30 protein-coding genes are annotated in these 23,992 nt (G+C 64.7%); 19 read left to right on the top strand and 11 right to left on the bottom strand.

Features of this window, described 5'->3' with window-relative positions; genetic code table 11:
• The first annotated feature begins 10 nt into the window (after positions 1-10).
• Positions 11-445: a DUF6157 family protein gene (locus tag AC066Y_RS12845; protein WP_478274181.1), complete on the top strand. Its 435-nt coding sequence runs from the start codon at positions 11-13 to the stop codon at positions 443-445.
• A 162-nt stretch (positions 446-607) separates the two neighbouring features.
• On the opposite strand, the gene AC066Y_RS12850 is transcribed toward AC066Y_RS12845, so the two are convergent.
• Entirely contained in the window at positions 608-1,393 is a 786-nt protein-coding gene (locus tag AC066Y_RS12850) for an enoyl-CoA hydratase/isomerase family protein (RefSeq protein WP_478274239.1), read from the bottom strand.
• A gap of 11 nt (positions 1,394-1,404) precedes the next feature.
• On the bottom strand, positions 1,405-2,517 hold the full coding sequence (locus AC066Y_RS12855; RefSeq protein ID WP_478274182.1) for a cyclic nucleotide-gated ion channel: 1,113 nt from the start codon (positions 2,515-2,517) through the stop codon (positions 1,405-1,407).
• 318 nt (positions 2,518-2,835) lie between these two features.
• On the opposite strand from AC066Y_RS12855, the gene AC066Y_RS12860 reads away from it, so the two are divergent.
• Together AC066Y_RS12860 and AC066Y_RS12865 are read left to right on the top strand one after the other, a co-directional pair.
• Positions 2,836-3,504 (top strand): Crp/Fnr family transcriptional regulator, encoded by a 669-nt coding sequence (locus AC066Y_RS12860; RefSeq protein WP_176528717.1) that lies wholly within the window; start codon positions 2,836-2,838, stop codon positions 3,502-3,504.
• Positions 3,505-3,533: 29 nt separating this feature from the next.
• On the top strand, positions 3,534-4,403 hold the full coding sequence (locus AC066Y_RS12865) for a DUF6537 domain-containing protein (RefSeq protein ID WP_478274183.1): 870 nt from the start codon (positions 3,534-3,536) through the stop codon (positions 4,401-4,403).
• Between the two features lie 116 nt (positions 4,404-4,519).
• Here the strand turns inward: AC066Y_RS12865 and AC066Y_RS12870 are convergent, their stop codons facing one another.
• From AC066Y_RS12870 to AC066Y_RS12880, 3 genes are read right to left on the bottom strand one after another with little or no spacing between them, the layout of a single operon-like run.
• Complete coding sequence (locus AC066Y_RS12870) at positions 4,520-4,741, bottom strand: hypothetical protein (protein WP_478274184.1); 222 nt, start codon at positions 4,739-4,741, stop codon at positions 4,520-4,522.
• Between the two features lie 47 nt (positions 4,742-4,788).
• On the bottom strand, positions 4,789-5,004 hold the full coding sequence (locus AC066Y_RS12875) for a hypothetical protein (RefSeq protein ID WP_478274185.1): 216 nt from the start codon (positions 5,002-5,004) through the stop codon (positions 4,789-4,791).
• Between the two features lie 35 nt (positions 5,005-5,039).
• Positions 5,040-5,231 carry a hypothetical protein gene (locus tag AC066Y_RS12880; protein ID WP_478274186.1) on the bottom strand — a complete coding sequence of 64 codons (192 nt, stop codon included), beginning with the start codon at positions 5,229-5,231 and terminating at the stop codon, positions 5,040-5,042.
• Positions 5,232-5,520: 289 nt separating this feature from the next.
• Here AC066Y_RS12880 and AC066Y_RS12885 point away from each other — a divergent pair, with 289 nt between their 5' ends.
• From AC066Y_RS12885 to AC066Y_RS12900, 4 genes are all read left to right on the top strand, one after another.
• Positions 5,521-5,727, top strand: coding sequence for a hypothetical protein (locus AC066Y_RS12885; RefSeq protein WP_478274187.1), 207 nt, complete (start codon positions 5,521-5,523; stop codon positions 5,725-5,727).
• A gap of 106 nt (positions 5,728-5,833) precedes the next feature.
• Positions 5,834-6,196 (top strand): PRC-barrel domain-containing protein, encoded by a 363-nt coding sequence (locus AC066Y_RS12890; RefSeq protein ID WP_478274188.1) that lies wholly within the window; start codon positions 5,834-5,836, stop codon positions 6,194-6,196.
• Positions 6,197-6,398: 202 nt separating this feature from the next.
• Positions 6,399-7,157 carry a Crp/Fnr family transcriptional regulator gene (locus AC066Y_RS12895; protein WP_478274189.1) on the top strand — a complete coding sequence of 253 codons (759 nt, stop codon included), beginning with the start codon at positions 6,399-6,401 and terminating at the stop codon, positions 7,155-7,157.
• 90 nt (positions 7,158-7,247) lie between these two features.
• Complete coding sequence (locus AC066Y_RS12900) at positions 7,248-7,490, top strand: hypothetical protein (RefSeq protein ID WP_478274190.1); 243 nt, start codon at positions 7,248-7,250, stop codon at positions 7,488-7,490.
• 324 nt (positions 7,491-7,814) lie between these two features.
• Here AC066Y_RS12900 and AC066Y_RS12905 read toward each other — a convergent pair whose 3' ends face one another.
• Complete coding sequence (locus tag AC066Y_RS12905) at positions 7,815-9,215, bottom strand: TAXI family TRAP transporter solute-binding subunit (RefSeq protein ID WP_478274191.1); 1,401 nt, start codon at positions 9,213-9,215, stop codon at positions 7,815-7,817.
• A gap of 419 nt (positions 9,216-9,634) precedes the next feature.
• Here AC066Y_RS12905 and AC066Y_RS12910 point away from each other — a divergent pair, with 419 nt between their 5' ends.
• Together AC066Y_RS12910 and AC066Y_RS12915 are read left to right on the top strand one after the other, a co-directional pair.
• On the top strand, positions 9,635-9,988 hold the full coding sequence (locus AC066Y_RS12910; RefSeq protein ID WP_083991990.1) for a DUF3307 domain-containing protein: 354 nt from the start codon (positions 9,635-9,637) through the stop codon (positions 9,986-9,988).
• Between the two features lie 174 nt (positions 9,989-10,162).
• Entirely contained in the window at positions 10,163-10,570 is a 408-nt protein-coding gene (locus AC066Y_RS12915; protein ID WP_478274192.1) for a hypothetical protein, read from the top strand.
• Positions 10,571-10,577: 7 nt separating this feature from the next.
• Here the strand turns inward: AC066Y_RS12915 and AC066Y_RS12920 are convergent, their stop codons facing one another.
• Entirely contained in the window at positions 10,578-10,913 is a 336-nt protein-coding gene (locus tag AC066Y_RS12920; RefSeq protein ID WP_478274193.1) for a YkgJ family cysteine cluster protein, read from the bottom strand.
• On the bottom strand, positions 10,913-11,611 hold the full coding sequence (locus AC066Y_RS12925; protein WP_028336549.1) for a helix-turn-helix transcriptional regulator: 699 nt from the start codon (positions 11,609-11,611) through the stop codon (positions 10,913-10,915). The genes AC066Y_RS12920 and AC066Y_RS12925 overlap by 1 nt, the downstream gene beginning before the upstream one ends.
• A 194-nt stretch (positions 11,612-11,805) precedes the next feature.
• On the opposite strand from AC066Y_RS12925, the gene AC066Y_RS12930 reads away from it, so the two are divergent.
• Together AC066Y_RS12930 and AC066Y_RS12935 are read left to right on the top strand one after the other, a co-directional pair.
• Positions 11,806-12,039 (top strand): hypothetical protein, encoded by a 234-nt coding sequence (locus AC066Y_RS12930; protein ID WP_478274194.1) that lies wholly within the window; start codon positions 11,806-11,808, stop codon positions 12,037-12,039.
• A gap of 64 nt (positions 12,040-12,103) precedes the next feature.
• Positions 12,104-12,835 carry a glutathione S-transferase family protein gene (locus AC066Y_RS12935; RefSeq protein ID WP_478274195.1) on the top strand — a complete coding sequence of 244 codons (732 nt, stop codon included), beginning with the start codon at positions 12,104-12,106 and terminating at the stop codon, positions 12,833-12,835.
• On the opposite strand, the gene AC066Y_RS12940 is transcribed toward AC066Y_RS12935, so the two are convergent.
• Positions 12,832-13,467, bottom strand: a complete 636-nt coding sequence (locus tag AC066Y_RS12940; protein ID WP_478274196.1) for a pyridoxamine 5'-phosphate oxidase family protein — start codon at positions 13,465-13,467, stop codon at positions 12,832-12,834. The two genes, AC066Y_RS12935 and AC066Y_RS12940, sit on opposite strands and share 4 nt — an antisense overlap.
• 119 nt (positions 13,468-13,586) lie before the next feature.
• Between AC066Y_RS12940 and AC066Y_RS12945 the strand changes: the two genes are divergently transcribed.
• On the top strand, positions 13,587-14,480 hold the full coding sequence (locus AC066Y_RS12945) for a LysR family transcriptional regulator (RefSeq protein WP_478274197.1): 894 nt from the start codon (positions 13,587-13,589) through the stop codon (positions 14,478-14,480).
• A 10-nt stretch (positions 14,481-14,490) separates the two neighbouring features.
• Here the strand turns inward: AC066Y_RS12945 and AC066Y_RS12950 are convergent, their stop codons facing one another.
• Together AC066Y_RS12950 and pobA are read right to left on the bottom strand one after the other, a co-directional pair.
• Positions 14,491-14,958: a PaaI family thioesterase gene (locus tag AC066Y_RS12950; RefSeq protein ID WP_478274198.1), complete on the bottom strand. Its 468-nt coding sequence runs from the start codon at positions 14,956-14,958 to the stop codon at positions 14,491-14,493.
• A gap of 238 nt (positions 14,959-15,196) precedes the next feature.
• Positions 15,197-16,366 carry a 4-hydroxybenzoate 3-monooxygenase gene (gene pobA / locus AC066Y_RS12955; RefSeq protein ID WP_478274199.1) on the bottom strand — a complete coding sequence of 390 codons (1,170 nt, stop codon included), beginning with the start codon at positions 16,364-16,366 and terminating at the stop codon, positions 15,197-15,199.
• A gap of 268 nt (positions 16,367-16,634) precedes the next feature.
• Here pobA and AC066Y_RS12960 point away from each other — a divergent pair, with 268 nt between their 5' ends.
• From AC066Y_RS12960 to AC066Y_RS12990, 7 genes are all read left to right on the top strand, one after another.
• Positions 16,635-17,660: a TRAP transporter substrate-binding protein gene (locus tag AC066Y_RS12960; protein ID WP_176528734.1), complete on the top strand. Its 1,026-nt coding sequence runs from the start codon at positions 16,635-16,637 to the stop codon at positions 17,658-17,660.
• Positions 17,661-17,889: 229 nt separating this feature from the next.
• On the top strand, positions 17,890-18,399 hold the full coding sequence (locus AC066Y_RS12965; RefSeq protein ID WP_478274240.1) for a TRAP transporter small permease: 510 nt from the start codon (positions 17,890-17,892) through the stop codon (positions 18,397-18,399).
• A gap of 18 nt (positions 18,400-18,417) precedes the next feature.
• Positions 18,418-19,722 carry a TRAP transporter large permease gene (locus AC066Y_RS12970; RefSeq protein ID WP_420971961.1) on the top strand — a complete coding sequence of 435 codons (1,305 nt, stop codon included), beginning with the start codon at positions 18,418-18,420 and terminating at the stop codon, positions 19,720-19,722.
• Positions 19,723-19,788: 66 nt separating this feature from the next.
• Positions 19,789-20,250 carry a DUF3237 domain-containing protein gene (locus AC066Y_RS12975; protein ID WP_478274200.1) on the top strand — a complete coding sequence of 154 codons (462 nt, stop codon included), beginning with the start codon at positions 19,789-19,791 and terminating at the stop codon, positions 20,248-20,250.
• A gap of 269 nt (positions 20,251-20,519) precedes the next feature.
• On the top strand, positions 20,520-21,314 hold the full coding sequence (locus AC066Y_RS12980) for a crotonase/enoyl-CoA hydratase family protein (protein ID WP_092119504.1): 795 nt from the start codon (positions 20,520-20,522) through the stop codon (positions 21,312-21,314).
• Positions 21,311-23,194, top strand: coding sequence for a feruloyl-CoA synthase (locus AC066Y_RS12985; RefSeq protein WP_478274201.1), 1,884 nt, complete (start codon positions 21,311-21,313; stop codon positions 23,192-23,194). The genes AC066Y_RS12980 and AC066Y_RS12985 overlap by 4 nt, the downstream gene beginning before the upstream one ends.
• A 20-nt stretch (positions 23,195-23,214) precedes the next feature.
• On the top strand, positions 23,215-23,976 hold the full coding sequence (locus tag AC066Y_RS12990) for an SDR family NAD(P)-dependent oxidoreductase (protein WP_478274202.1): 762 nt from the start codon (positions 23,215-23,217) through the stop codon (positions 23,974-23,976).
• Positions 23,977-23,992: the final 16 nt, after the last annotated feature.

Consider the following 23,992-nt stretch of genomic DNA (forward strand, 5'->3'; position numbering starts at 1 on the left):
GATCGTGTCGATGGCGAAACAGCTGTACAGCACCAACTGCTTCAACACCCTGATCCGCGTCGCCGAGGATTGCCCGGCGCAGTGCGGCGAGGAGCCGCAGCCGCGTGGCGGCCAGCCCACGGTCGCCGTGCTGCAATTCCGGATGATCGCAGGCGCGCCCTACAAATACACCTCCGACGACGTCGTGTTCGCGACCTCGGCGGCCGGCCGCGCGCTCGATGCGAAGGCGGCGAAGAAGGCGCGCAGCCTCGCCCGCGAGACGTTCTTCTCGCGCGGCCAGGCCTGCATGCGCGCCTCGCCGCTCGGCAAGCGGTTCGGCTGGGGTGTCCACGCCGACGCCGAAGGCCGCATCGCGATCTACGCCGTCGACAGCAAGCGCTACCAGGCGCTGGCCCGCGACCCGGAGATCGCGCAGACGCGCGCGATGCGGTCGAAGCGAGCGTGAGGGGGCGGCGAACGCCGACTCGCACACAGCCAGTCCCGTCATCCTGAGGTGCGAGCGGAGCGAGCCTCGAAGGATGCACGGCCACAGTGGGGGCCGTCGACCCTTCGAGACGCGCGTTCCGCGCTCCTCAGGGTGACGGGAGTGATGGCGTGATGCGTTCGGTCAAAACCGCGGTGGCCGCTTCTCGGCGAACGCCTTGATGCCTTCCTTGATCTCGTCGCCGCGCATGCTGTCGCGGTGGCGCTGGTCGGCGGCGGCCTCATCCAGCGCGCCGCGGGCGAATTCGTTGATTGCGCGCTTCATGCCGGCCATCGCCTTGGGCGCATTGCCGGCCAGGATCGTCGCGAGCTTGTCGACCTCCTCGTCGAGCAGGTCGAGCGACACCATGGCGGTGAGGTAGCCGATCCGCAGCATCTCCGGCGCCGTGATCTTCTGCGCGGTCAGGAACAGCATCTTGGCGTTGTCGACGCCAAGCCTCGTGACGTAGCGCCGGATTCCGCTCTTGTAATAGTGCAGCCCGAGCCGCGCCGCCGGCATGAACATCTCCGCGGTATCGACGCCGATGCGGAAGTCGCAGGCGAGCGCGAGGTCGGTCGAGCCGCCATAGACGCCGCCATTGAGCCGGCAGATCGTCGGCACGCAGAGATCCTCGAGCCGGTTCACCACCACCTCGAACGCCGAACCCGCGCTCTGCTGCTCGCTCTCGCTCACCGCGCGCTCGGCGACCGAGTTAAGGTCGTAGCCGGCGGAGAATGCGCGGCCGGTTCCGGTCAGCACCAGCACGCGGATCGCGGGATCGGCCTCGATCCGGTCGAACAGCCTGACGAGGTCGCCGAGATCCTCGGCCTGCAGGCGGTTGAGATGCTTCGGCCGGTTGAGGCGGATCGTGGCGCGGGCGCCGGCAATTTCGAGCACGGGTCCGCTGGCGGTGTCGGCCGCGTCGGCCATCTTGGTCTCCATCATTGGTTCTCACGTTCGCGCCGCTTCGCCTCGGCGTCGATGGTCTCGGCGAGATCGGGATGCCTTGCCATCAACAGGCGGAAATCGACGAGGTCAAGCACCAACAGCCGGGTCACCTTGCTGGTCGAGACGCTGGCGCCCCGCTTGGCGTTGCCGAGCAGCGCCATCTCGCCGAAGAACGCGCCTTCGCCGAGCTTCACCTTGCGTCCGGGCAGGTCGACCTCGACTTCGCCGGCGGCGACGAAATACATGCAGTCGCCATTGGTGTCCTTGCGGATGATCATGGTGCGCGGCGGCAGGTCCATGGTCCGCAGCACCTGGGTGACGTCCGCGATCGCGGCCGGGCCGAGATGCGCGAAGAACGGCACCTTGCTCACGGTCTCCCAGGTTCTCAGGAAATTGTCGCGACGGGTTTCGGCGGCAAAGCCGGTCGCCAGAATACCGGTCCACAGCCCGAACACGCCGAGGCCCGAAATCATCACCATGGCAGCGACCATGCGGCCGAGCGGGGTGATCGGCACCACGTCGCCATAGCCTGTCGTGGTCAGCGTCACCACCGCCCACCACAGCGCCGCCGGCACGCTGCCGAAGGTCTGGGGCTGGACGTCCCGCTCCAGGAAATATTCGGCGACGGAGGCCAGGAACACCACCATCAGGAAGATCACCAGCACGCTGAGCAGCGGGCCGGATTCCACCACGAGCACGCGCCGGAGCTGGCGCAGGCCGGGAATGCCCGGCACCACCTTGAGCACCCAGAGCACGCCGAGCAGCCATGCGGTCTTCGGCTCGATGCCGCTGAGCAGGGCCAGCGGCACCGCCAGCGCGCCGACCGCATCGACGACGCCTGCGCTGGATAGCGCGTAGAACCAGAGCTTGTCCTGCCGCCGCATGTGCCGCAGCCGCACCAGCCATTCGAACACGAAATAGGCAAGGCAGGCCCACAGCAGCGCATCGACCCAGTGCGGGACCGCGTCATAGGCCGGCGTGACCGTCAGCAGCGTCATCATGGCGACACCGACCGTGACTGCGACATAGGCCGCCGTGGTCATGTTGCGGCCGGCGGTGGCGGAAATGAAGCGCGTCAAGGCCGGAAGGACGAGCGGCTTGGACATCGGAACGGAGCTTGCCTGTCGCTGAACTGCTGGAATTGAGGCCCCGGCGAATGGCGGAGCCTGTGTCACAACGTGCCTCTCCCGGTTGAGGCCGTCAACGCGCAGGCGGTGGCGGGATGGTCGCGGCGAAAGTCCCAAATGTTGGACGAATGGCCTAACCATGTTGGCCCGCTTTTGCGCCCGCGAATGTGAGAAATCAGACAAATCGTCGCTTTTTCACCGTATATCAGGGATGCTGGTCACCGATGCGACCTCGGCCGGAATGAAGCGACTAATAAGGCGATCTTGTTCACTTCTTGAGAAATTGGTTGGTTTCCGATGGATACCTCACATCTCGCGGAGCACGCCGGCGCCGCCGGCAGTTTCTTCGCATCGATCTTCGTGGTCGCCACGCTGTCGATGCGGACCATGATCCCGTTGCGCGTCTTTGCCATCCTGACCAACATCATCCTGATCGCGACCGCCGTCCCGACCCATAATTACGCGACGCTGATTCTGCATGCCGTGCTGCTGCCGGTGAACACCTATCGGCTGCACCAGATGCTGCAGCTGGTCCGCAACGTGAAGAAATCGGTCAACAGCGATCTGTCGATGGATTGGCTCAGGCCGTTCACGACGGAGCGCAAATGCACCGCGGGCGAAGTCCTGTTCTACAAGGACGAGAAGGCCGACAGCATGTTCTACATTGTCAGCGGCCGCTTCCGCCTGGTCGAATCCGGCATCGAGCTGCCGGTCGGCGCCCTCGTCGGCGAGTTCGGCATGCTGTCGCCGTCGAACACGCGCACCCAGACGCTGGAGTGCGTCGAAACCGGCATGGTGCTGTCGGTGACCTATGACCAGGTCGAGCAGCTCTACGTTCAGAACCCGGCGTTCGGCTTCTACCTTCTGCGTCTGTTCAGCGCCCGCCTGTTCGAGAATATCTCGACGCTCGAGCAGCGGCTCGCGCAGCACGCCACCCCTCAGGTCGCTGAGCCAAAACCTGCATGAGCCCCGCGACGAGTTCTGGAGGCGCCGCAGTGCCGGATGACGACAGTCTGCTGGCTTCGCTTCGTTACCTGTTTGCCGATATCATCGGCGATGAGGACGAGGGGCCGCCGGTGCTGCCCGACGCCTGCCCGGACCACCTCAGGCCGGCGGTCACCGATGCCATCCATCTGTTGATCGCCTATCAGAGCACCAGCTACGCCCAGCTCTATATCGACCGGCTCAAGCGCTTCGTCGGCCGCCGTGGCGTTGACGACGCCTTGCTTGCCGAGATCGCGCGGCTGATGGCCGAGCGCATGGCCTATGAGGACGCGATCCGCATCGCGCAGCTCAAGCTCGGCGAAGTCAACGCGGCGGGCGGCCTTGCGGCGCGCTCGGCCGACGACGTCAAGAAGCTCCGCTTCGACGAGTTGATCGACGCCCTGCCTGCGATGGTCGCCGATCCGATCCTCGCCGTGCTCGATCAGCTCGGCTGGCGCCGCCGCCGGGTCTCGATCCGCTTCAGCGCCAACACCCGCTTCAGCGTTCGCCGGCTCCGGATCGAGGCGGGCCTGAAGCGCTGGCGGCTGTTCTCGGGGCGCTACGCCAAGGAACGTATCTGGGTCGAGCGCTGGCTGCACATGATCGACCGCAGCCTGACCAAGCAGCCGGGCGCGGCCTCAGCGATTGTGCAGACCGCGACCATGATCCAGGGCTACGGTGATCCCTATCGCCAGGGCATCGCGGACTGGCACGTGATCATCGACGGACTGGTCAAGCCGACCTTCGACGGCGTGCTCGCGCTTCCCGATCTTGCCGCCGCCATCACCGAGGCCCGCGCCGCCATCATGCCCGATCCACGGCAGGCGTCGCTGAAGCGCAAGATCGCCGAGATTCGCGCCCGGGTGCCCGTAACGTCCTAGTGCCAGGCTATCCACGTCATTGCGAGCGAAGCGAAGCAATCCATCGATCCGCGTATGGGGAGGGATGGATTGCTTCGTCGCTTTGCTCCTCGCAATGACGGGGAGGCGTTCGTAACCTACCGCTTGATGTGCGGCGGCTCGTCGTAGCCGCGGCGGCTGGAATAGAACAGCAGACCCATCAGGCCGACGCCGACCGCGACCAGCAGGGTGATCCCGATCGTGAACATGACGATGCCGTAGGTCGGCACCGGTGCATCGGGCACCATCAAGCCTTCGAACGCGTAGGCGCCGACGGCGGCCAGGATGACCAGCAGGCCGACGCTGATTGCAATGCGCATGCGTAGCTGCCTCTGCCAAAGGCCGAGAGTAGGGCAGGTTGCAGCGGCTATTCCGCCGCGGCGGCGACTTTGGCCAGCGCCTGCTGTCCGGCTTCCATCAGCTCGGGGAGCGTCGTCCTGCCGCTCTTGGCGCACTTGATGATGTATCTGGCAACGCGCTTGCGGGTGTCGTGTTCCTCGCCGTGCAGCGCATCGGCGCATACGCGATCGAGCGCAAAGTTCATGGCGGCGAGCGTACGTGAGTCAAATCTTTCCTCGATCATCGCGGCCCTCCCTTTGGACCGGTGTCCGGCCGCGGCTATTTGCGGAGCGTCAGCCAATCGCTGACTTCCATCACCGTCTCGGTTTGTTTGGCTTTCTTGATCAGCGTTTCGCGTTCTCGTCCCGGCGGCAGCTTGCGTGCCGCAAGGCGTGCATTTTCGGCAAATTTTTGCAGGCGGTCCTCGAATGACCCGGGGGGACGCGCCCTGTTGCGTTTCTTCTTGATCATGCCGCCTCCGAACTGGAACGAGCAATTTTAGGCATGTTGCCCGGAGGCCGTCGTTAACCCATGACATCGAGCGAACTGAAAAAATCACGCCGAAAGATCGCAAGCGCGACTTAGAGATCGCAAGAGCGATCATGCGATCGCAGGAACGATCTTCGGCGCGCCGCGTAACACCGATGCGTTCGCTGCTTTGCTCCCCGGAAAGCGGTGGACCACTCCGGTGACGGGCCTCGGCGAATTTTATCGCCGGGGCCCGCATAGCTTCAAGGGATATCAGCCAAGGAGTTTAGCAATGCCACATTCCAATCACGGTATCGTCAAGGACGACAAGGGTCAGGAGCAGCCGGCCGACAAGGAGCGCGCACAGAGCGCTCACAAGACCGAGCCCCGAAAGCCGCCGACGCGCGAAGCGACGCGTGATCCGAAACTGAACGACCCCGACAAGACGCCGGGCTCCGGCATGAAGTCTGACGATCGCGGCGATCCTCCAACGGGCTGAGACAAGCATTTTGCCGTGCAGCAAGTGGCGCAGTGCGGCAGGAACGACGGTCCGGCTCCGTCGTTGGCCTTGCGAGACAGCCTTGGGACATCAATGGAGAACTGACATGGCAATCGACGAGAAAGAGGTCGGAAACCTGATCGGCAGCGACAAGGTCGAGGGCACCGCGGTCTATGGATCGGACGAGCGCAAGATCGGCTCGATCGAACGCGTGATGATCGACAAGCACAGCGGACGGGTGTCCTACGCCGTGCTCGGCTTCGGCGGTATCCTCGGGCTCGGCAACGACCATTATCCGCTGCCCTGGCAGTCGCTCAAATACGACACCAGGCTGGGCGGTTATGTCACCGGCGTGACCGAGAGCCAGCTGCGCGGCGCGCCGAAATACGGCAGCGAGCGAGACTGGAATTGGGCCGATATCGGCACCACACGCGCAGTGAATGATTACTACGGCGTGCCGTTCGTCTGAGCGGCGACGAATCCCCGAGGGTCCCGCGCTTAAAGGGGCGGGGGCCCTCGGTGCTGAGTTGTACGACGCCTGAGGACGTAGCCGTTACGGCTTCTGGCGTCTGTACACTAGTGAACATACGTCAATAGCTGTGCAATGTAACATACGTTGTTGAAATCGGCCCGGCGGTTACTCGATTAGATATCCGGGGAGACCAATGTCGTTGGCGTCGCTAGTCCGGAAATTGGAGCAGTTCGTACGGCTTTCGCTGGCAGACCATGCCATCCTCAATCGCGCCTCGACCGAGCGCATCCGGCACTTCGGGCCGCGCGTCGATATCATCCGTGAGGGCGAGAAGCCGAAGGACGTCCACTTGATCCTGTCCGGCTGGGCCTACCGCTACAAGCAGCTCGAGGACGGCCGGCGCCAGGTGGTGGCGTTCTTCCTGCCCGGCGATATCTGCGACGTGAACGTCTTCATCCTGCGCGAGATGGATCATTCGATCGGCACCATCACCGCGGTGTCGATCGCCGACCTCTCCCGCGAATTCTTCGACAAGGTCGCAGCCGAACATCCGCGCATCGTCACCGCGTTCTGGTGGGAAACCCTGGTCAACGCGGCGATCCAGCGCGAATGGACCATGAGCCTCGGCCAGCGCACGGCGCTCGAGCGGATGGCCCATCTGCTCTGCGAGATCTGGCTTCGTTTGCGGCTGGCCGGTCTGACCCAGGGCAACAGCTGCGACTTCCCGCTGACCCAGGGTGATCTCGCCGACGCCACCGGGCTCTCCAAGGTCCACGTCAACAGAACCTTGCAGGAGCTGCGCGCCGACGGCCTGATCGTGCTCAAGGGAAAGACCCTGGCTGTCCCCAATCTCGATCGGCTGATGCGGGCAGGGCTGTTCAACCCGAACTATCTGCATATGGACCATGAGGGGCGGCAGCTCGATGCGGTCGGGATGACCGACGCCGCGGCGGGGTGATCGGGCCGCCACCGGAGGCCGTGCCAAAATTCCCATTGGCAAACGCGCCAGGGAAGCGTCAACTTCATCCGGCGTAAGGCTGGGGAGCAGATGACCGAAACAGCGCGCGAATATATCGACTTTTGGGTGGAGAATAGCGTCCACGCAGCCGAGCAGTTTGGAACGCCGGGCGCGACGCAGGACGTCGAGGAATTGGTGCGACGGCTCATTGCCGGCGCCGGAGGGCAGGGCATCACGGAGGCGGCCATGCGGGACGAGGTTGGCGATATCGCCGACTACATCCGGGAAAAATTGAAGGCCGCCAACAAGGCCGAAAGCGGTCGGCAGCAGTAGTCGCAGCAGCCAAGCTGCATTCGAGCGAGATGCTTTTCCAGTGACGTCGTCGTGCGCCCTCTGTTCGAAAGAGAATGAGAGTCACGCCTCGCATGATTCACGTCGCGAGTTTGCAGAGAGTGAATCACGGCTTGTTCAACAGACGCAGTGTCGTCCTGGCGAAAGCCAGGACCCATTACCCCAATTCCCAATTGTTGCGCGGCGCTGGGGCCGCGATCCCGTTCAGCACCGAAAGCGGTGGTACTGGGTCCTGGCCTTCGTCAGGACGAAAGCAGTGGATTTGGCGCGACCGCAGGGACGGGCGTGTATGTGGCGCAACCGCCTTCACCCGTTCGCGGTCTTCACCACCACGAGATTGTCATCGACTGCCGGCGGGTGGCGCTTGAGATGGTCGCGGCGCAGCGCGATCTCGTCGCGGACCAGTTCGTAGCCGAGCTTGAACGTGTCAAGGCCGTCGCCGGAAACGGTGCCGTCGCGCAGGCCGATCACCGCGCCGCGCAGGATCGCCTCGAGCTCGTCCTGCAATTCGTCGAGATGTTCGGCGCAGGTGGTGTGCTCGACGCGCTCGCCGATGTCGAGGATCCGGCCCGCCAGTTCGCTGGCCTTCTCCGGCGCGACGCGGGTGATCTTGGTGTAGATCCCAGCGAAGATCGAGCCGATGATGCTGAGCGCGGCGGCGCCGAGATACATCACGTCGCTGTAGCGATCCATGAACGATTTGGTATCGTCGTTGATGTATTCGGCCGCGCCCTGATGGGCGACGATGAAGGCGTCCTTGTCGGTCGCCGCCGGCTCGATCCTGGAGGCGAAGCCGTCGTCGAGCGCGAGCTCGGACTTGTTCTCATAGACGATGCGCGCGAGTTCGGCCGCCGTGGTCGTGGACATCGAGGATTGCGCGACCAGCAACCATTCCAGCCCGATGGTGTCGACGTCGTCGTCGGGGATCGCCGGCGAGGACGACAGCATGCCGGTCGAGACCGTCTCCTCCGAGATCGCCGGATATTTGCGCGCCAGCGCCTTGGCTTCGTCGATCGCGTTCAAGGTGAAGCCGCCGGCGCGCTTGGCATATTGCTCGTAGGTCTTGTCCTTGATGATCTTCGAGGCATGCTCGATCACGACCACGGCGGCAAAGCCGGAGGCGAACAGTTTGTCGAGCGGCGTGTTCGGCGGCGCCTGCTGCACCCGCTGCGCCGCATCCGGGCTGTCGGAAATCTCGAGCGCGCTGCGGACGAAATTGACGCTGTTCTCGCCGTCGCCGACGACTGCGATCTTTCTCCTCTTCAGTTCGGTCAGCGACTTGATCTTCCTGCCGCCGGGGCTCAGCACCAGTACCACGTCATGCTCGAGGATCGCGATGGCGCGGGCGCGGGGCGGCACCTTTGCATCGGTGCGCAGGATCGTGAGCGTTGCGGCGCGGCGATCGAACTGCACCAGCGCCTTGGGGTTGTCGGGGTTCGGCGCGATCTTCAGCCGCAGCCGCGACGAATTGTTCTTCAGCACGGTGGCGAGGCGGGCGGCGAACTTGGCCTCCGGGCCCTTGGCATCGCCGACCGCAAACACCAGCGTTTCCGAATTGCGCAGCCAGAGGCGGCCGCCGATCACGGTGATCGCGCTCAAGAACAGCGTCAGCATGGTGAAGATGATGATCTGCGCGCGGTTGCTCTTGGCGACCGGAGGGCGTGGTCGCGGCGGCACCGGCGAAGGCGCGGAGGCTTCGGCACTCATGGCTGATCACCTGGCTCATCACCCATCCGGGACGGCCCGTTGCCGCAACGGCGCGGCGCTGCCCGGCGAATCCGTAAATGACTATAAAAGAAAGAAAATTTCCTGTGCCGCCGACGGTATACCTCCCCGGCGGGAATGCAAACCGGCCACCCGCCGTAACCTTAATCCCGGTTCGCCTGCGCCGCGATGCCACATGACCATCGCCACTATCGACGGCCGAACCCAGATGTGATTTTCGGGGGACCGCAGGTGCATTCCGCCGCCGGAGATGTCATAAATGACACAAGCTCCGCTTTGCGGAATTGTGCTGACGGCCTGACCCGGATTTCTTGCAATCACATTCATCGAAGTAAAAGGGCGTCAGCTTGTTGTTTCCTTCCATGTCATCGTCGGTGTCGGTTGGTGCCCTGGTGGGATGGATGTTGCTTCTCACCGCCAAGCACATCATCGCTGACTTCATGCTGCAGAACGCCTGGATGGCGATCGGCAAGGATCAGAAGACCGGCTGGGCCATGCCGCTGCTCGCGCATTGCCTGGTCCATCTCGCGGTCGCGCTGGCGCTGATCCTGGTGGTGGCGCCGCGGTTCTGGTACGTCGCCTTCGTCGACTTCGTGATCCACATCATCGTCGATCGCTGCAAGGGCATCTGCGCCTCGCATTTCGGCGTGACGCTGGAGTCCGGCCATCCCTGGTTCTGGACCCTGATCGGGGTCGACCAGGCGCTGCACCACCTCACCGGATTCGCGCTGTCGATCTACATGGCCGCGAACTAAGCGGCGCGCGGACGCCGCGTCCCACGTCCTGTCCCTCACCACGACCCTGCGGCTTGCTACGGGCGGATGTGATTCGCGTGCAACGGGCAAGGGCCCCCGGAGGCGACCGCAGGCCGTGGTTAACCTTTCGTTAGAGGATTGCGCGGCATCTTCCCGATCGAGGGGGATTTGCAAATGTTTTCAAGCCGCGACGCGTTCGAGAACGATGCCTGCCCAGTTGCGGACGACCTGCTCGGCCAGATGTACCGCGCCAGTCCGAACGGGCTTTCGCTGCTGGTTGCCAATGTCGCGCCCGACGTCAGGGCGATGCTCGCGCTGTTCTGCTATCGCCGCAGCCATCTGCATGCACTCGCACTCGCGATTGCGTCGAGCTGCAGCGAGTGGGAGCTGGTCAATTCCGGCGGCCGCGTCGGGTCGACGCTGTACGCATTGTCGCGTGAGCCGGCTCGCGCTGCGACCGTGTCGCATGGCGGCCGCAAGCCGATCACGCTGTCGACCAAGCCGCTGTCGAGCTTCGCGCCTGTTGTCGACGACGAGCTCGACGACGAGGACGTCAGCGAGACGGTGACTGTGACGGCTTAAGCAGCACTCAATCCGGCTGCGCGCTGGGGATGAGCGGCAGCCCGTGGCGGCGCCGCGCCATTGCGCATTCCGCGTCGCCCGGCAAGCAGGTGCGGCACACCTCAGGCCGCACCGCATAGACCTCGCAGCGCGTGGCCTCTCCGACCCGGCCCGACAGCGCCGAGCAGCGGTCGCCCTCGCAGCGCATCCCCGACTGTCGCGCGTTGACGAATTGCGCTGGGATCAGATCGAGCTGCGCGTCGTCTTCCACGGTGAAGCGCGGCCAGTTCTCCGAATAGCTGCAGCAGGCGCCGCAGGACTGGCAGGGGCTCGCGTCCGCCGCGTCGATCGCGTTGCCGGTCATCAGGTGTCCCTCGGTGCTTCCCACACCAGGCTGCGCCGCCAGCGCGCCCTGAGCAGGTCGCGCCGCTCCGGATATTTCTCGTCGTGATAAACAGCGGTGACCACGCGGTCGGTGCGGAAGCTGCGGAAATCCTTGCGCAGCTCGCACCAGGCGGCGAGCAGCCGCACCGCTTCGTGATAGCCGACCGCGATCGGCCAGATCGTGCGCTCGCTATCGCGACCATGCTCGTCGCGATAGTTGAGCGTGATCTTCTTGCCTTCGTGGATCTGGCTGCGGGTCCTGACCATGTCGATGCGGTCGGGCTCCCGGTTCCAGGCGGAGCGGGCTCGGCTCGCCGGCTCCAGCACGAACGGCCGCAGCCGGTCGGGCACGGTCTCGGCGATCTTGGCCATCAGGTCCTCGGCCGCGCGCGCCAGCGCCGGATCGGCGTGACCGACCACCCATTGCGCGCCGAGCACGCAGGCCTCGATCTCGTCGGGTGTGAGCATCAAGGGCGGCAGGTCAAAACCCTTCTCCAGGATGTAGCCCATGCCGGCCTCGCCGCGGATCGGCACCCGCTGCTCGATCAGGCTGGCGATGTCGCGATAGATGGTCCGCTTCGATGTCTCGAGTTCGGCTGCGATTGCATCCGCGGTCAAAGGCTTACGGGTGCGGCGGAGCACCTGGATGATCTGAAACAGCCGGTCGGCGCGTCTCATGGCAAATTCTCTTGGTCGCTCTCTTGACGGGTGTCTTAGCGGTGTTTTGGCAGCTGTCTTGACGAGTGTCTTGACGGGTCTCGCGGTCTCTCGGCGCGTCGGTTTTTCGCGCCCCCTGGCACTGCTGCTGACAGCATGTTGGCAGCAGGTGGGGGCTATATCAGGACAACACCTCAAGTGAAGGGAATTTGTCCATGACGAATCTTGATGAACTCGGTTTCCGGCAGGCGCAGAGCTTTGCGCTGGAACAATTGGTCACGGTCTACTCCACCTCCGGCGACCTGCGCTGGGCCCTGGTCGCGCTGGTCGCACAATCGATCACCGCAGCCTGGTCCTACGGGCGGGCACGGCTGGTCAAGCGCGTTCGTGAGGCGGTTCGCCGCCTCGCGCCCGCAGGCCCGCTCGACAGTGAATGCCACTACTGCTGACACCATGCTGGCAGCAGGGGGCGGCTAGCTTCAATTCACGACCACAGGCGATCGGGAGCTTCATATGATTACGCTTTTTGGCTTTGGCACGGGCTTCGGCTTGCCGGAAATCAGCCCCTTCGTGACCAAGACCGAGGTCCAGCTCAAGATGGCCGGGCTCGACTACCGGAAGGAGAAGGCGATGCCGCCGGCTTCCCCAAAGGGCCAGCTGCCGTTCATCGCCGATGACGGCGAGACGATCGCCGATTCGACCTTCATCCGAGCCCATATCGAGGGCAAATACGGCTTCGATTTCGACGCGCCGCTGAGCCTGCAGGCGCGGGCGCAGGCCTGGGCCTTCGAGCGCATGATCGAGCATCACGTCTACTGGGCGCTGGTCGGCGCGCGCTGGGTCGACGACACCAATTTCGCCAAGGGGCCCGCGCATTTCTTCGACGGCGCGCCCGATCATCTGCGCGACAAGCTGCGCGAGGACGCCCAGTTCCGCGTCGCCGAGAACTATCTGTTGAGCGGGCTTGGCCGCCACGGCCCCGACGAGGACGTCGATCTCGCGATGCGCTCGCTGTTTGCGCTGTCGGTGCAGCTCGGCGACAAGCCCTATCTGATGGGCAATGCGCCGTGCGGGACCGATGCCACCGCATTCGGCGCGCTGGCCGGAATCCTGACGCCGTTCTTTGATTCGCCGCTGCGCGAGCGCACCGAGAAATTCGACAATCTCACCGCCTATGTCGGCCGGATGATGCAGCAATACTATCCGGAGTTCGCCTGGGCGCCGTTGCAGCAGCAGGCGGCCTAAGCTGGCGCAGCAGGTGCGGGGTCGCCCTTCAACGCGGCGAGCTCTGCCTGGAGCTCGGCGATGCGCTGATCGCGTGAGGCCAGCGCTGCTGCCACATCGGCCGCGTCGAACTTCTGCGGGATGTGCTGCGGGCAGTTGGTGTCCCACGCCGCGACCTTGAACAGGATCACCTGCTCAGGCCGCGCGCGATAGCCCTGCGGCATCAGCGACCGCGTCAGCGCCGGGTCGTCTTCCACGACCCGTGCCTCACCCCAGATCTTCACGCGTTGCCGGTAAGCGTAATTCATCACGAAGATGTAGGCCTTCGGGTTCTCGGAGAGATTGCCCTGGGTGATGAATTGCCGGTTGCCGCTGTAGTCGGCGAAGGCGATGGTGTGCTTGTCGAGGACCTTGATGAAGCCCTTCGGCCCGCCGCGGTGCTGGATATAGGGCTGGCCGCCGGCCGAGGCGGTGGCGAGATAGAAGCTGTTGGTGTTGGCAAGGAAGGCCGCCAGGTTCTCGTCGACCTCGGTCTGCCAGCCGCCACGGGCCTCGACCTCGGCATAGGTCCCGCGCGACCCCTTGCGGGTCTGGATTTCCTTCACCGCCGGGGTGAACCCGACATCGCTCGAATAGCTGCGAACCTCTGACATCTCAGCCTCCCGCCCACGGGCGACAAAGCGGCCGTCCTCGGCCCCTAAGATGGGTATTTCCGGATCGTAGGCAATCTGGTGCATTGACACTTCACTGTTGCCGATTATGCAATAGTGCCATGGACCGGATCGACGCCATGCAGGCCTTCGTCGCGGTGGCGGACCTCGAGGGGTTTGCCCCCGCCGCCCGCAAGCTCGGCCTGTCTCCGTCCGCCATCACGCGGCTGATCGCGGCGCTGGAGGAGCGGCTCGGTGCGCGGCTGCTGCAGCGGACCACGCGGCAGGTGACGCTGACCGACGCCGGCTCGCGCTACCTGGAGCGGGCGCGGCGGATCCTTGCCGACGTCGAGGAGGCCGAGGACGCGGTAGAGAGCGAGCGCACCCGCCCCGAAGGCCGCTTGGTGATCTCGGCGCCGTTCGGCTTCGGGCGGCTCCATGTCAGCCCGGTCGTGACCGCCTATCTCAAACGCTATCCCGACGTCGGCGTCGACCTGCGGCTGTCGGATCGCCGGATCAACCTGGTCGAGGACGGCGTCGACCTCGCGGTCAGGCTCGGGCATCTGCCGGATTCGACGCTGGTGGCGCGGCATGTCGGCCAGATGCGCCGCATCGTGGTGGCTTCGGCCGGCTATCTCAAGCTTCGCGGCGAGCCGAAGCGGCCGGCCGACCTCACCGCCCATGACACCATTCAGTTCGGCGCCATGACCGCGACGCCGGATTGGCGCTTCATGGAGGATGGCCAGGAGATCCGCATCACGCCGACGCCACGCTTCACCAGCAATAGCTCGGACGCTGCCATCCAGTACGCCGAGCAGGACGGCGGACTGACGCGCGTGATGGCCTACCAGGCCGCCGAATCGCTGAAGGCGCGGCGGCTCAGGATCGTGCTCGCCGAATTCGAGCAGCCGCCGGTGCCGATCCATGTCGTCTACCCGACGTCCCGGCTGTTGTCGGCCAAGGTGCGGACCTTCATCGATCTCGTCACCGAGATGACCGACTGGCACTTCGGCTAGCGCGAGACGCTTAGCTAACTGGCGCCTTCTTCGGCACCACGCGGAATGTGCCGCTGGCGCGCGCGATCGTCACGCCGTCGGCCTTGATCAGGCTCTGTGCGAAGCAGATCGTGCTGCCGGTCTTGATCACATCGCTCTCGATTGCGAGCCACTGCCCGACATTGGCGGAGCCGACGAAATCGACCGTGAGCGAGATCGTGACATATGATGTGGTCCAGCCGGTCGCCTGGCCGCAGCTATAGCCCATCGCGTTGTCGGAGAGTGCCGCGATCAGCCCGCCATGGATCAGGCCGCGGCCGTTGGTGTGCGGCCTCGCCAGCCGCAGGCCGATGATGACGGACCGCTCGGTTTTCTTCTGGTAAAGCGGCTCCCAGGGTTCGGTGAGCGGGCTCTTGCGGAACAGCGGCTCGAAGCCCTCGGGGACGTCTTGGGAGTTGTCTTGGGGAATGTCGGGGGCGACTTGCGTATCGGGGGTCATCTCTGGCTCGCGTATGGCGTGGCGTTGACGCCATTGAACGCGATGTCGACCGCGGTTTCACCGCCTACAAAGTTTTAAACGGGATTTGCAGGGGCGTTTGAAAGTGGGTCCGGCCTGTCGCCATACCCCTCGCCGTCATCGTCCGGAGAGGCCACGGCGGACTGGATACCCCGCATGCGCGGGGTATGACAGCTGAGGGCATGACGGCGAGATTGCTCGACGGAAAACGGCGACCTAGCTAGAACGGCAGCCCCACATAGTTCTCCGACAGCGAGGTCGACGCCGCCTTCGAGCTGACGAGGTAGTCGAGCTCGGCGATCTGGATGCGCGCGGCGAATTCGCCCTCGTCGGGGAATTTGTGCAGCATCGAGGTCATCCACCAGGAGAAGCGCACCGCCTTCCAGACCCGCGCCAGCGCCTTGGCCGAATAGAAGTCGAGGCCATCAGAGGATTTCTCGTCGTAATATTCGCGCAGCGCCTGCGACAAATAATGCACGTCGCTGGCCGCAAGGTTCAGCCCCTTGGCGCCGGTCGGCGGCACGATGTGCGAGGCGTCGCCGGCGAGGAACATGCGGCCGAACCGCATCGGTTCGGCGACGAAGCTGCGCAAGGGCGCGATGCTCTTTTCGATCGAGGGGCCGGTGATGATTTCGTCGGCGGCCTTCTGGTCGAGGCGCCGCTTCAACTCATCCCAGAACCGCTCGTCCGACCATTGATCGACATGATCGTCGAGCGGGCACTGCACGTAATAGCGGCTGCGATGGGTCGAGCGCATCGTGCACAGCGCAAAGCCGCGCTCATGGTTGTTGTAGATCAGCTCCGGCGAGACTGGCGGCGTCTCCGAGAGGATGCCGAGCCAGCCGAACGGATACACCCGTTCATAGCTGGTGATCGCCGACGCCGGCACGCTGGCGCGGCTGACGCCATGGAAGCCGTCGCAGCCGGCGATGAAATCGCAGGCGATGTCGTGGGTGACGCCGTCCTTGACGTAGGTGACGCGCGGATGGTCGGTGTCGAAATCGTGCGGTTTGACGTCGGCGGCGGAGTAGACCGTGGTCAGGCCGGCCGCCTTGCGGGCGTTCATCAGATCGAGCGTGACTTCGGTCTGGCCGTAGATGGTCACGGTCTTGCCGGTCGCCGCATGCATGTCGATGCGGTGCCGCGCGCCGCCGAAGGCCAGCTCGACGCCGTGATGAACCAGGCCTTCCTGGTGCAGCCGGGCGCCGGCGCCGACGCTGTCGAGCAGCGACACGGTGCCTTCCTCGAGCAGGCCGGCGCGGATCCGCCCCAGCACGTAATCCGGGGTCTGCCGCTCGAGAATGACGTTGTCTACGCCGAAAGTATGAAGTAGTTGCCCAAGCAACAGTCCGGCCGGACCTGCGCCTATGATTGCTACTTTTGTCCGCAACACCTGCTCCTCCCGATCGGATAGGCTTTCAGCAGGCGCCCGCGCCGGGGCGGTCGCCATCAACTTGCCAAGGCAACTATATCATATAACAGTTTTGGCAAGGCGGATTTGCACGGGACCTGCGTTCGCCGCAGCGCAAGATGCCGGAAGAGCCGGGTGCGACGAGGCGTCCTCCCTGCGGATTTCATCTTGAATATCCGCGCGAATTAGATAACATGTTAAGTAATGAGACCGGGCACGAAGCCCGTCCTGGAGAGGAGGAGAGGTGATGAGGAAGAGTTTGTTGGCGCTGCTGATGGCAGCCGCCGCCATCGTGCCGGCCGCAGGTCCTTCGCAGGCGCAGGACAAGACCGTCAATCTCAAAGTGTCGCTCTGGGTGCCGCCGGCGCATCCGCTGGTGCCGGCGACGCAGGCCTGGGCCGCCGATATCGAGAAGGCATCGGGCGGCACCATCAAGGTCACCGTGTTTCCATCCGAGCAGCTCGGCAAGGCATTCGACCATTACGACATGGCGCGCGACGGCATCGCCGACGTCACCTATGTCAATCCCGGCTATCAGCCCGGCCGGTTCCCGATCGCGGCCGCAGGCCAGCTCCCGTTCGTGTTCTCGGACGGCAAGAAGGGCACGCTGGCGCTGAACGAGTGGTACCACAAATACGCGCCGACCGAAATGAAGGACACCAAGCTCTGCTTCGCCTTCATTCACGATCCGGGCGCGCTGCACGGCAAGAAGAAGATCCTGCTGCCGAGCGACCTCTCCGGCGTGAAGGTGCGACCGGCGCAGAGCACCATCGGCGAGATGGTGAAGATGTTCGGCGGCACCAATGTGCAGGCCTCCGCCCCGGAATCGCGCGACGCGATCGAGCGCGGCGTCGCCGACGAGATCACCTTCCCCTGGGGATCGATCTTCCTGTTCGGCATCGACAAGGTGGTGAAGTACCACATGGACGTGCCGCTCTACACGACGGTGTTCACCTACAACATCAACCTCGCCAAATATAATGCGATGTCGGACGCCCAGAAGAAGGTGATCGACGATCATTGCACGCCGGAATGGGCCTCCAAGGTCACCGATCCCTGGACCGATTTCGAAGCCAACGGCCGCACCAAGATGAAGGCGCTGCAGGGCCACGAGGTCTATCCGCTGACGGCGGATCAACTCGCCGAGTGGAAGAAGGCGGTCAAGCCGCTGCGCGACAGCTGGGCCGAGGCCGTGAAGAAGGCCGGCGGCGATGCGGAGAAGATCGAAGCCGATCTGCAGGCCACGCTGAAGAAGTACGAGGCGGGGATCTGATCCCGTTGCCCCTCCACCTCGCCCCGCTTGCGGGGAGAGGTCGGATCGCATCGTCAGATGCGATCCGGGTGAGGGGGTACAGGTCTCACCGCCTTCACGACTCGTGGAAGCAGCCCCTCACCCCAACCCTCTCCCCGCAAGAGCGGGGCGAGGGAGCTCATCGAAGCAACGCATGACGCAATCTGCCGAAGTTTCCCAGGACGGCGCGATCACCGGTCCACCCGAGCCGGTGCGCAAGAATTTCATGGACCGCTTCATCGATTCGATCGAATGGGTGGCGGCCTTCTTCGTCGGCGTCGTCGCGCTCAACACCTTCACCGCGGTGTTCATGCGCAAGTTCTTCGCGGTGACGATCCCCGACTACTACAATTTCGGCCAGTTCCTGCTCGGCATCCTGATCTTCTGGGGCATCGCGGCGACGAGCTATCGCGGCACCCACATCACCGTGGATCTGGTCTGGGCCAATGCCTCGCCGCGCTATCAGCGCTGGATCGACATCTTCGCGACGCTGGTGCTGCTGTTCGTGGTGACGGTGCAGACCTATACGCTGGTCGACAAGGTGATCGACACCAGGAACAGCCACATCGTCACCATGGATCTCGGCGTGCCGGTCTGGCCGTTCTTCCTGGTGTCGTGGCTCGGCGACGTCTCGGCGGTTTTGCTGATCGCGATCCGGACCTACCGCCTGATCTTCCATCCGGAAGATATCCATGATGCCAAGATCAAGACCGCGGAGTAGACGGCCATGAGTCTCGATTTGAGTCCCGAGGCCGTCGCCGTCATCGGCTTCGTCTGCCTGTTCGCGCTGATGCTGTTGCGTGTGCCCGTCGGCATGGCGATGGGCCTCGTCGGCATCACCGGCTTCGGCTATCTCACCGGCTTCGCTCCGGCGCTGAAGCTGGTCGGCCAGACCACGATGCGCACGGTGACGGATTATTCCTTCGGCGTGATCCCGATGTTCCTGCTGATGGGCGCCTTCGTGTCCGTCTCCGGCATCAGCCGCGAGCTGTTCCGCGCCGCCAACACCTTCGTCGGCCACTGGAAGGGCGGGCTCGGCATTGCGACCATCGCCGCCTGCGGCGGCTTTGCCGCGATCTCGGGCTCGTCGGTTGCGACCGCCGCGACCTTCTCGGCGGTGGCCTATCCCGAGATGCGCCGCTTCGGCTATCCGCAATCGTTCTCGACCGGCGTGATCGCGGTCGGCGGCACGCTCGGGGCGATGCTGCCGCCATCCACGGTGCTCGCGGTGTACGGCATCATCACCCAGCAGGATATCGGCAAGCTGTTCATCGCCGGCGTGGTGCCGGGCCTGCTCGCGATCGCGATGCACATGATCACGATCGGCATCATCGGGGTGACGCGGCCGGGCTTCCTGCCGGCAGGCAAGAAGGCGTCGTGGCACGAGCGCGCCATGGCGATGCGCGACGTCTGGTCGCCGCTGCTGCTGTTCCTGTTCGTGATCGGCGGCCTCTATGGCGGCTTCTTCGTCCCGACCGAAGCGGGCGCGGTCGGCGCGGTCGGTGCCTTCATCATCGGCATCCTCAGAGGCAAGCTGACCAAAGACGGCATCCTGCAATCGCTGCTGCAGGCGACGCGCACCGCGGCGGCGGTGTTCACGGTGCTGATCGGCGCGCTCTGCTTCGGCTATTTCCTCACCATCACCCAGACGCCGCAGAACGTCACTGAATTCCTCACAGGGCTCGGCATCGGCCCTTACGGCGTGCTGGCGCTGATCCTCCTGATGTATCTGGTGCTCGGCTGCCTGATGGACGCGATGGCGATGGTGATCCTCACCGTGCCGATCGTGTTTCCCGTCGTGACCGCGCTCGGCTTCGATCCGATCTGGTTCGGCATCATCATCGTCATGACGGTGGAGCTCGGCCTGATCCATCCGCCGGTCGGCATGAACGTGTTCGTGATCAAGAGCGTGATCAAGGACGTCAACATGTCGACGATCTTTGTCGGCGTGCTGCCGTTCGTGATCACCGATCTGATCCGGCTGGTGATCCTGATCCTGTTCCCGCTGCTCGCGACCTGGTTGCCGCAGCGCATGATAGGTTAGGCATGATCCCGGAAAAGTGGGACCCGGTTTTCCGAAAAGGATCATGCCTCAATAAATAGGTTCTCCATGGTGCCTGAGCTTCAGACCAGATACGTCTTCACCATCACCGCCCGGATCGCGGAGGAGACGTCCGCCGGCGACATCGGCACCGGCGTCCGCCGCATCATTCCGATCATCGGCGGCGAGGTGAGGGGCGAGGCCGTCAACGGCAAGGTGCTGCCGTTCGGCGCCGACTTCCAGATCGTCCGGCCCAGCGAGCTGATCGAGCTGGAGGCAAAATATGCCTTCGAGACCGACGACGGCGCCGTCGTCTATGTCGAGAACAAGGGCATCCGCTTCGGGCCGGTCGATCTGCTCGAGAAACTGAAGCGCGGCGAACCGGTCGACCCGAAGCTGATCTACTTCCGCACCGTGCCGAAATTCGAAACCGGCGCCGAAAAGTACCGCTGGCTGATGGAGCACATCTTCATCGGCTCCGCCGCCCGCCACGCCGACCGCGTCGTGATCGACGTGCATCAGGTGTTGTGAGGCTCCGCTGTCATCCTCCCCTGGAGGGGGAGGATCGACGCGCATGAAAAATGCGCGGCGAGGTGGGGTGATCTCTCCACACGGGCGCTGTCCGGGTGGAAAGACCGTCACCCCACCCCGTCTCACATTCCACTTCGCTTCATGTGAGCCGACCCTCCCCCTCCAGGGGCCTTCCAGGGGAGGGTGAAGTCCCGCGCCGCCACGCGCGTCTTGACTCCTGCGATGATAGTTATAAAACATAACTATTCTAACCAGGAACCAATAACGCCATGGGAAACGCTGCCGACGCGGGTGATGCCTCGCTGCTCAGGATCGAGACGCGAGGGGCGGTGCTGACCGTCGGGCTCAACCGGCCCGCCAAGCGCAACGCGCTGAACGACGGCATCATCCTTGCGCTGCGGGACTGCTTTTCCGCGATTCCCGACGCAGTCGGCGCCGTCGTCATCCATGGTGTCGGCGATCACTTCTCATCCGGCCTCGATCTCTCCGAACTGACCGAACGCGACGCCACCGAGGGGCTGGTGCATTCCCAGATGTGGCACCGCGTGTTCGACCGCATCCAGTATTGCCGCGTGCCGGTCATCGCAGCGCTGAAGGGCGCCGTGATCGGCGGCGGGCTGGAGCTTGCCTGCGCCGCGCATATCCGGGTCGCCGAGCCGTCGGCCTATTTCGCGCTGCCCGAGGGCCAGCGCGGCATTTTCGTCGGCGGCGGCGGATCGGTGCGACTGCCGCGCCTGATCGGCGTGCCCAGAATGGCGGACATGATGCTGACCGGCCGGGTCTATTCGGCGACCGAGGGCGCCGCCTACGGCTTCTCGCAATATCTCACCGAGGCCGACGGCGCGCTGCCGAAAGCGCTGGAGCTTGCGGAGCGCGTTGCCGCCAATGCGCCGCTGACCAACTTTGCCGTGTTGCAGGCGCTGCCGATGATCGCCGAGGCCAATCCGCAGACCGGCCTCTTGATGGAATCGCTGATGGCGACGGTGGCGCAGAGCGACAAGGAGGCCAAGAAGCGCATCCGTGCCTTCCTGGATCGCAAGACTGCCAAGGTGAAGCCGACATGAGCGCCAAGGCTGATATATCTGCGTCTGCGTCCACTGCGAGTGCGCATCCGCTGCGGCCGATCTCGTTCGGCAATCCCGATGTCACCGTCGAGCGCCGCGCCGACGGCACGATCTATCTTCGGCCGAAAGTCAGTCTCGCCGATTATCCCGTTCGCCTCACCGACCGCCTGCATCACTGGGCAAGCGCCGAGCCGAACCGGGTGTTCATGGCCGAGCGCGCAGCCGGCGGCGGCTGGCGCCAGATCACCTACGCGCAATTGCTGGTGACGACCCGACGCATCGCGTCCGCACTGATCGCGCGCGGGCTGTCGGCCGAGCGGCCGATCGCGATCCTGTCCGGCAATTCGATCGATCACGCACGGATCGCGCTCGGTGCGCTCTATGCCGGCATTCCGTTCTGTCCGGTGTCGCCGGCCTACTCGCTGGTGTCGCGCGACTACGGCAAGCTCAGCTTCGTCATCAAGCTGCTGACGCCGGGCCTCGTCTTCGTCGATGACGGCGACAAATTTACCGACGCCCTGCGCGCCAATGTCGGACCCGATGTCGAGATCGCCGCGAGCCGCGGCGCCGTACCCAGCCGCGAGGTGACGCGGCTCGCCGATCTGATGGCAACGCCGGAGGATCCGCGGCTCGACGCGACCCACGCCGCGATCGGTCAGGATACGATCGCGAAATTCCTGCTGACGTCAGGCTCGACCGGCAATCCCAAGGCCGTCATCAACACCCAGCGCATGATCTGCGCCAACCAGGTGATGCTGCGCGAGACATTGGCGTTCCTGAAGGATGAGCCGCCTGTGATCGTCGACTGGCTGCCGTGGAATCACACGTTCGGCGGCAACCACAATGTCGGGCTGACGCTCTTCAACGGCGGCTCGATGTATCTCGATGAGGGCAAGCCGATGCCCGGCGGCATCGAGGAGACCGTGCGCAACCTGCGCGAGATCTCGCCGACGGTCTATTTCAACGTGCCCAAGGGCTATGAATCGCTGCTGCCCTATCTGCGCGACGATGCAGGTCTGCGGGCGAAATTCTTCGAGCGGCTGCATGCGATGTTCTTCTCGGGCGCCGCGCTGTCGCCGTTCATCTGGAACAGCCTCGATGCGCTCGCGGTGCAGGAGACGGGCTATCGCGTGCCGATGCTGACCGGGCTCGGCGCCACCGAGACCTCGCCGTTCTTCATGTCGGTGCGGCCCGATACCAGCCGTTCCGGCCATGTCGGGCTTCCGGTGTCGGGCAATGACGCGAAGCTGGTGCCCAACAACGGCAAGCTCGAGGTGCGGGCCAAGGGGCCGAACGTGACGCCCGGCTACTGGCGGCAGCCCGAGCTGACCGCCAAGGCATTCGACGAGGAGGGCTTCTACAAGTTCGGCGATGCGCTGAAGCCCGCCAACGCCGGTGATCTCGCTGCCGGGTTCGATTTCGATGGCCGCATCGCCGAGGATTTCAAGCTCGCGAGCGGCACCTGGGTCAGCGTCGGTCCGTTGCGGGCGCGCTTCGTCGGCACCTGCGCGCCGCTGGTGCGCGACGTCGTGATCGCTGGGCTCAACCGCGACGAGCTGGCGGCGATCGTGATCCTCGATCTCGATGGCTGTCGCCTGATCAATCCACAGCTTGCCTCTGGCGACATCGCGGCCGCGGCCGACGACCCGCTGGTGCGCGCTGCCTTCCGGGAACGTTTCGCGCGGGTCCTTGCGAGCGCGACCGGTTCGTCGAACCGGATCGCGCGGGCGATCCTGCTCGACACGCCGCTGTCGATCGATCGCGGCGAGGTCACCGACAAGGGCTCGATCAACCAGCGCGCGGTGCTGGAGCATCGCACTGACATCATCGAAGCGCTCTATGCGCCGGTGCCGCCGGCATCGGTGATCAAACTCGTCTGACCATTCAAGGAGAGAATGCCATGCAGTTGAAGGATCAGGCCGCCATCGTCACCGGCGGCGCATCGGGATTGGGCGCGGCGACCGCACGCCGTCTGGCCGCGCAGGGCGCCAAGGTCGCGGTCTGCGACCTCAACGCCACGCTCGCCGAGACCGTCGCCGCCGAGATCGGCGGCATTGCGGTGGTCTGCGACGTGGCCGATGCAGCCGCTGCCGAAGCCGCGGTCGCTGCCGCGGCCAAGGCGCACGGTCCGGCGCGCGTGCTGGTCAACTGCGCCGGCATCGGGGTGGCCAAGCGCGTGATCGGCCGCGAAGGGCCGATGGCGCTCGCCGACTTCGACAAAGTGATCAAGGTCAATCTGATCGGCTCCTTCAACATGCTGCGGCTTGCGACATCAGAGATGGCGAAGCTCGAGCCGCTCGCGACCGGCGAGCGCGGTGTCGTGATCTCGACGGCTTCGGTCGCGGCCTATGACGGCCAGATCGGGCAGGCGGCCTATTCGGCTTCCAAGGGCGGCATCGTCGCGATGACCTTGCCGATCGCGCGCGAGCTCGCGCAATTCGGCATCCGTGTGCTGACCATCGCGCCCGGCCTGTTCATGACGCCCTTGCTGGCCGGCCTGCCGCAGGAGGCGCAGGACTCGCTCGCTGCCGCGATCCCGTTCCCGCGCCGGCTGGGCCAGGCCGACGAGTTCGCCTCGCTGGCGCTGCACATGATCGACAATCCCTATCTGAACGGCGAAGTGGTGCGGCTCGATGCCGCGCTCCGGATGGCGCCACGCTGACTATGGTCATGAGTAT

This window comes from Bradyrhizobium sp. USDA3010 (assembly GCF_056429065.1).

Excerpts from the sequence above, each read along its gene's own strand:
- AC066Y_RS12885 (WP_478274187.1), top strand. The coding sequence starts at position 5,521 with ATGCCACATTCCAATCACGGTATCGTCAAGGACGACAAGGGTCAGGAG.
- AC066Y_RS12890 (WP_478274188.1), top strand. The coding sequence starts at position 5,834 with ATGGCAATCGACGAGAAAGAGGTCGGAAACCTGATCGGCAGCGACAAG.
- AC066Y_RS12960 (WP_176528734.1), top strand. The coding sequence starts at position 16,635 with ATGAGGAAGAGTTTGTTGGCGCTGCTGATGGCAGCCGCCGCCATCGTG.
- AC066Y_RS12930 (WP_478274194.1), top strand. The coding sequence starts at position 11,806 with ATGACGAATCTTGATGAACTCGGTTTCCGGCAGGCGCAGAGCTTTGCG.
- AC066Y_RS12900 (WP_478274190.1), top strand. The coding sequence starts at position 7,248 with ATGACCGAAACAGCGCGCGAATATATCGACTTTTGGGTGGAGAATAGC.
- AC066Y_RS12975 (WP_478274200.1), top strand. The coding sequence starts at position 19,789 with ATGGTGCCTGAGCTTCAGACCAGATACGTCTTCACCATCACCGCCCGG.
- AC066Y_RS12860 (WP_176528717.1), top strand. The coding sequence starts at position 2,836 with ATGGATACCTCACATCTCGCGGAGCACGCCGGCGCCGCCGGCAGTTTC.
- AC066Y_RS12990 (WP_478274202.1), top strand. The coding sequence starts at position 23,215 with ATGCAGTTGAAGGATCAGGCCGCCATCGTCACCGGCGGCGCATCGGGA.
- AC066Y_RS12980 (WP_092119504.1), top strand. The coding sequence starts at position 20,520 with ATGGGAAACGCTGCCGACGCGGGTGATGCCTCGCTGCTCAGGATCGAG.
- AC066Y_RS12910 (WP_083991990.1), top strand. The coding sequence starts at position 9,635 with ATGTTGCTTCTCACCGCCAAGCACATCATCGCTGACTTCATGCTGCAG.
- AC066Y_RS12950 (WP_478274198.1), bottom strand. The coding sequence starts at position 14,958 with ATGACCCCCGATACGCAAGTCGCCCCCGACATTCCCCAAGACAACTCC.
- AC066Y_RS12870 (WP_478274184.1), bottom strand. The coding sequence starts at position 4,741 with ATGCGCATTGCAATCAGCGTCGGCCTGCTGGTCATCCTGGCCGCCGTC.
- AC066Y_RS12875 (WP_478274185.1), bottom strand. The coding sequence starts at position 5,004 with ATGATCGAGGAAAGATTTGACTCACGTACGCTCGCCGCCATGAACTTT.
- AC066Y_RS12920 (WP_478274193.1), bottom strand. The coding sequence starts at position 10,913 with ATGACCGGCAACGCGATCGACGCGGCGGACGCGAGCCCCTGCCAGTCC.
- AC066Y_RS12880 (WP_478274186.1), bottom strand. The coding sequence starts at position 5,231 with ATGATCAAGAAGAAACGCAACAGGGCGCGTCCCCCCGGGTCATTCGAG.
- AC066Y_RS12935 (WP_478274195.1), top strand. The coding sequence starts at position 12,104 with ATGATTACGCTTTTTGGCTTTGGCACGGGCTTCGGCTTGCCGGAAATC.
- AC066Y_RS12915 (WP_478274192.1), top strand. The coding sequence starts at position 10,163 with ATGTTTTCAAGCCGCGACGCGTTCGAGAACGATGCCTGCCCAGTTGCG.
- AC066Y_RS12945 (WP_478274197.1), top strand. The coding sequence starts at position 13,587 with ATGGACCGGATCGACGCCATGCAGGCCTTCGTCGCGGTGGCGGACCTC.
- AC066Y_RS12940 (WP_478274196.1), bottom strand. The coding sequence starts at position 13,467 with ATGTCAGAGGTTCGCAGCTATTCGAGCGATGTCGGGTTCACCCCGGCG.
- AC066Y_RS12850 (WP_478274239.1), bottom strand. The coding sequence starts at position 1,393 with ATGGCCGACGCGGCCGACACCGCCAGCGGACCCGTGCTCGAAATTGCC.
- AC066Y_RS12845 (WP_478274181.1), top strand. The coding sequence starts at position 11 with ATGGCGAAACAGCTGTACAGCACCAACTGCTTCAACACCCTGATCCGC.
- AC066Y_RS12985 (WP_478274201.1), top strand. The coding sequence starts at position 21,311 with ATGAGCGCCAAGGCTGATATATCTGCGTCTGCGTCCACTGCGAGTGCG.
- AC066Y_RS12925 (WP_028336549.1), bottom strand. The coding sequence starts at position 11,611 with ATGAGACGCGCCGACCGGCTGTTTCAGATCATCCAGGTGCTCCGCCGC.
- AC066Y_RS12905 (WP_478274191.1), bottom strand. The coding sequence starts at position 9,215 with ATGAGTGCCGAAGCCTCCGCGCCTTCGCCGGTGCCGCCGCGACCACGC.
- AC066Y_RS12855 (WP_478274182.1), bottom strand. The coding sequence starts at position 2,517 with ATGTCCAAGCCGCTCGTCCTTCCGGCCTTGACGCGCTTCATTTCCGCC.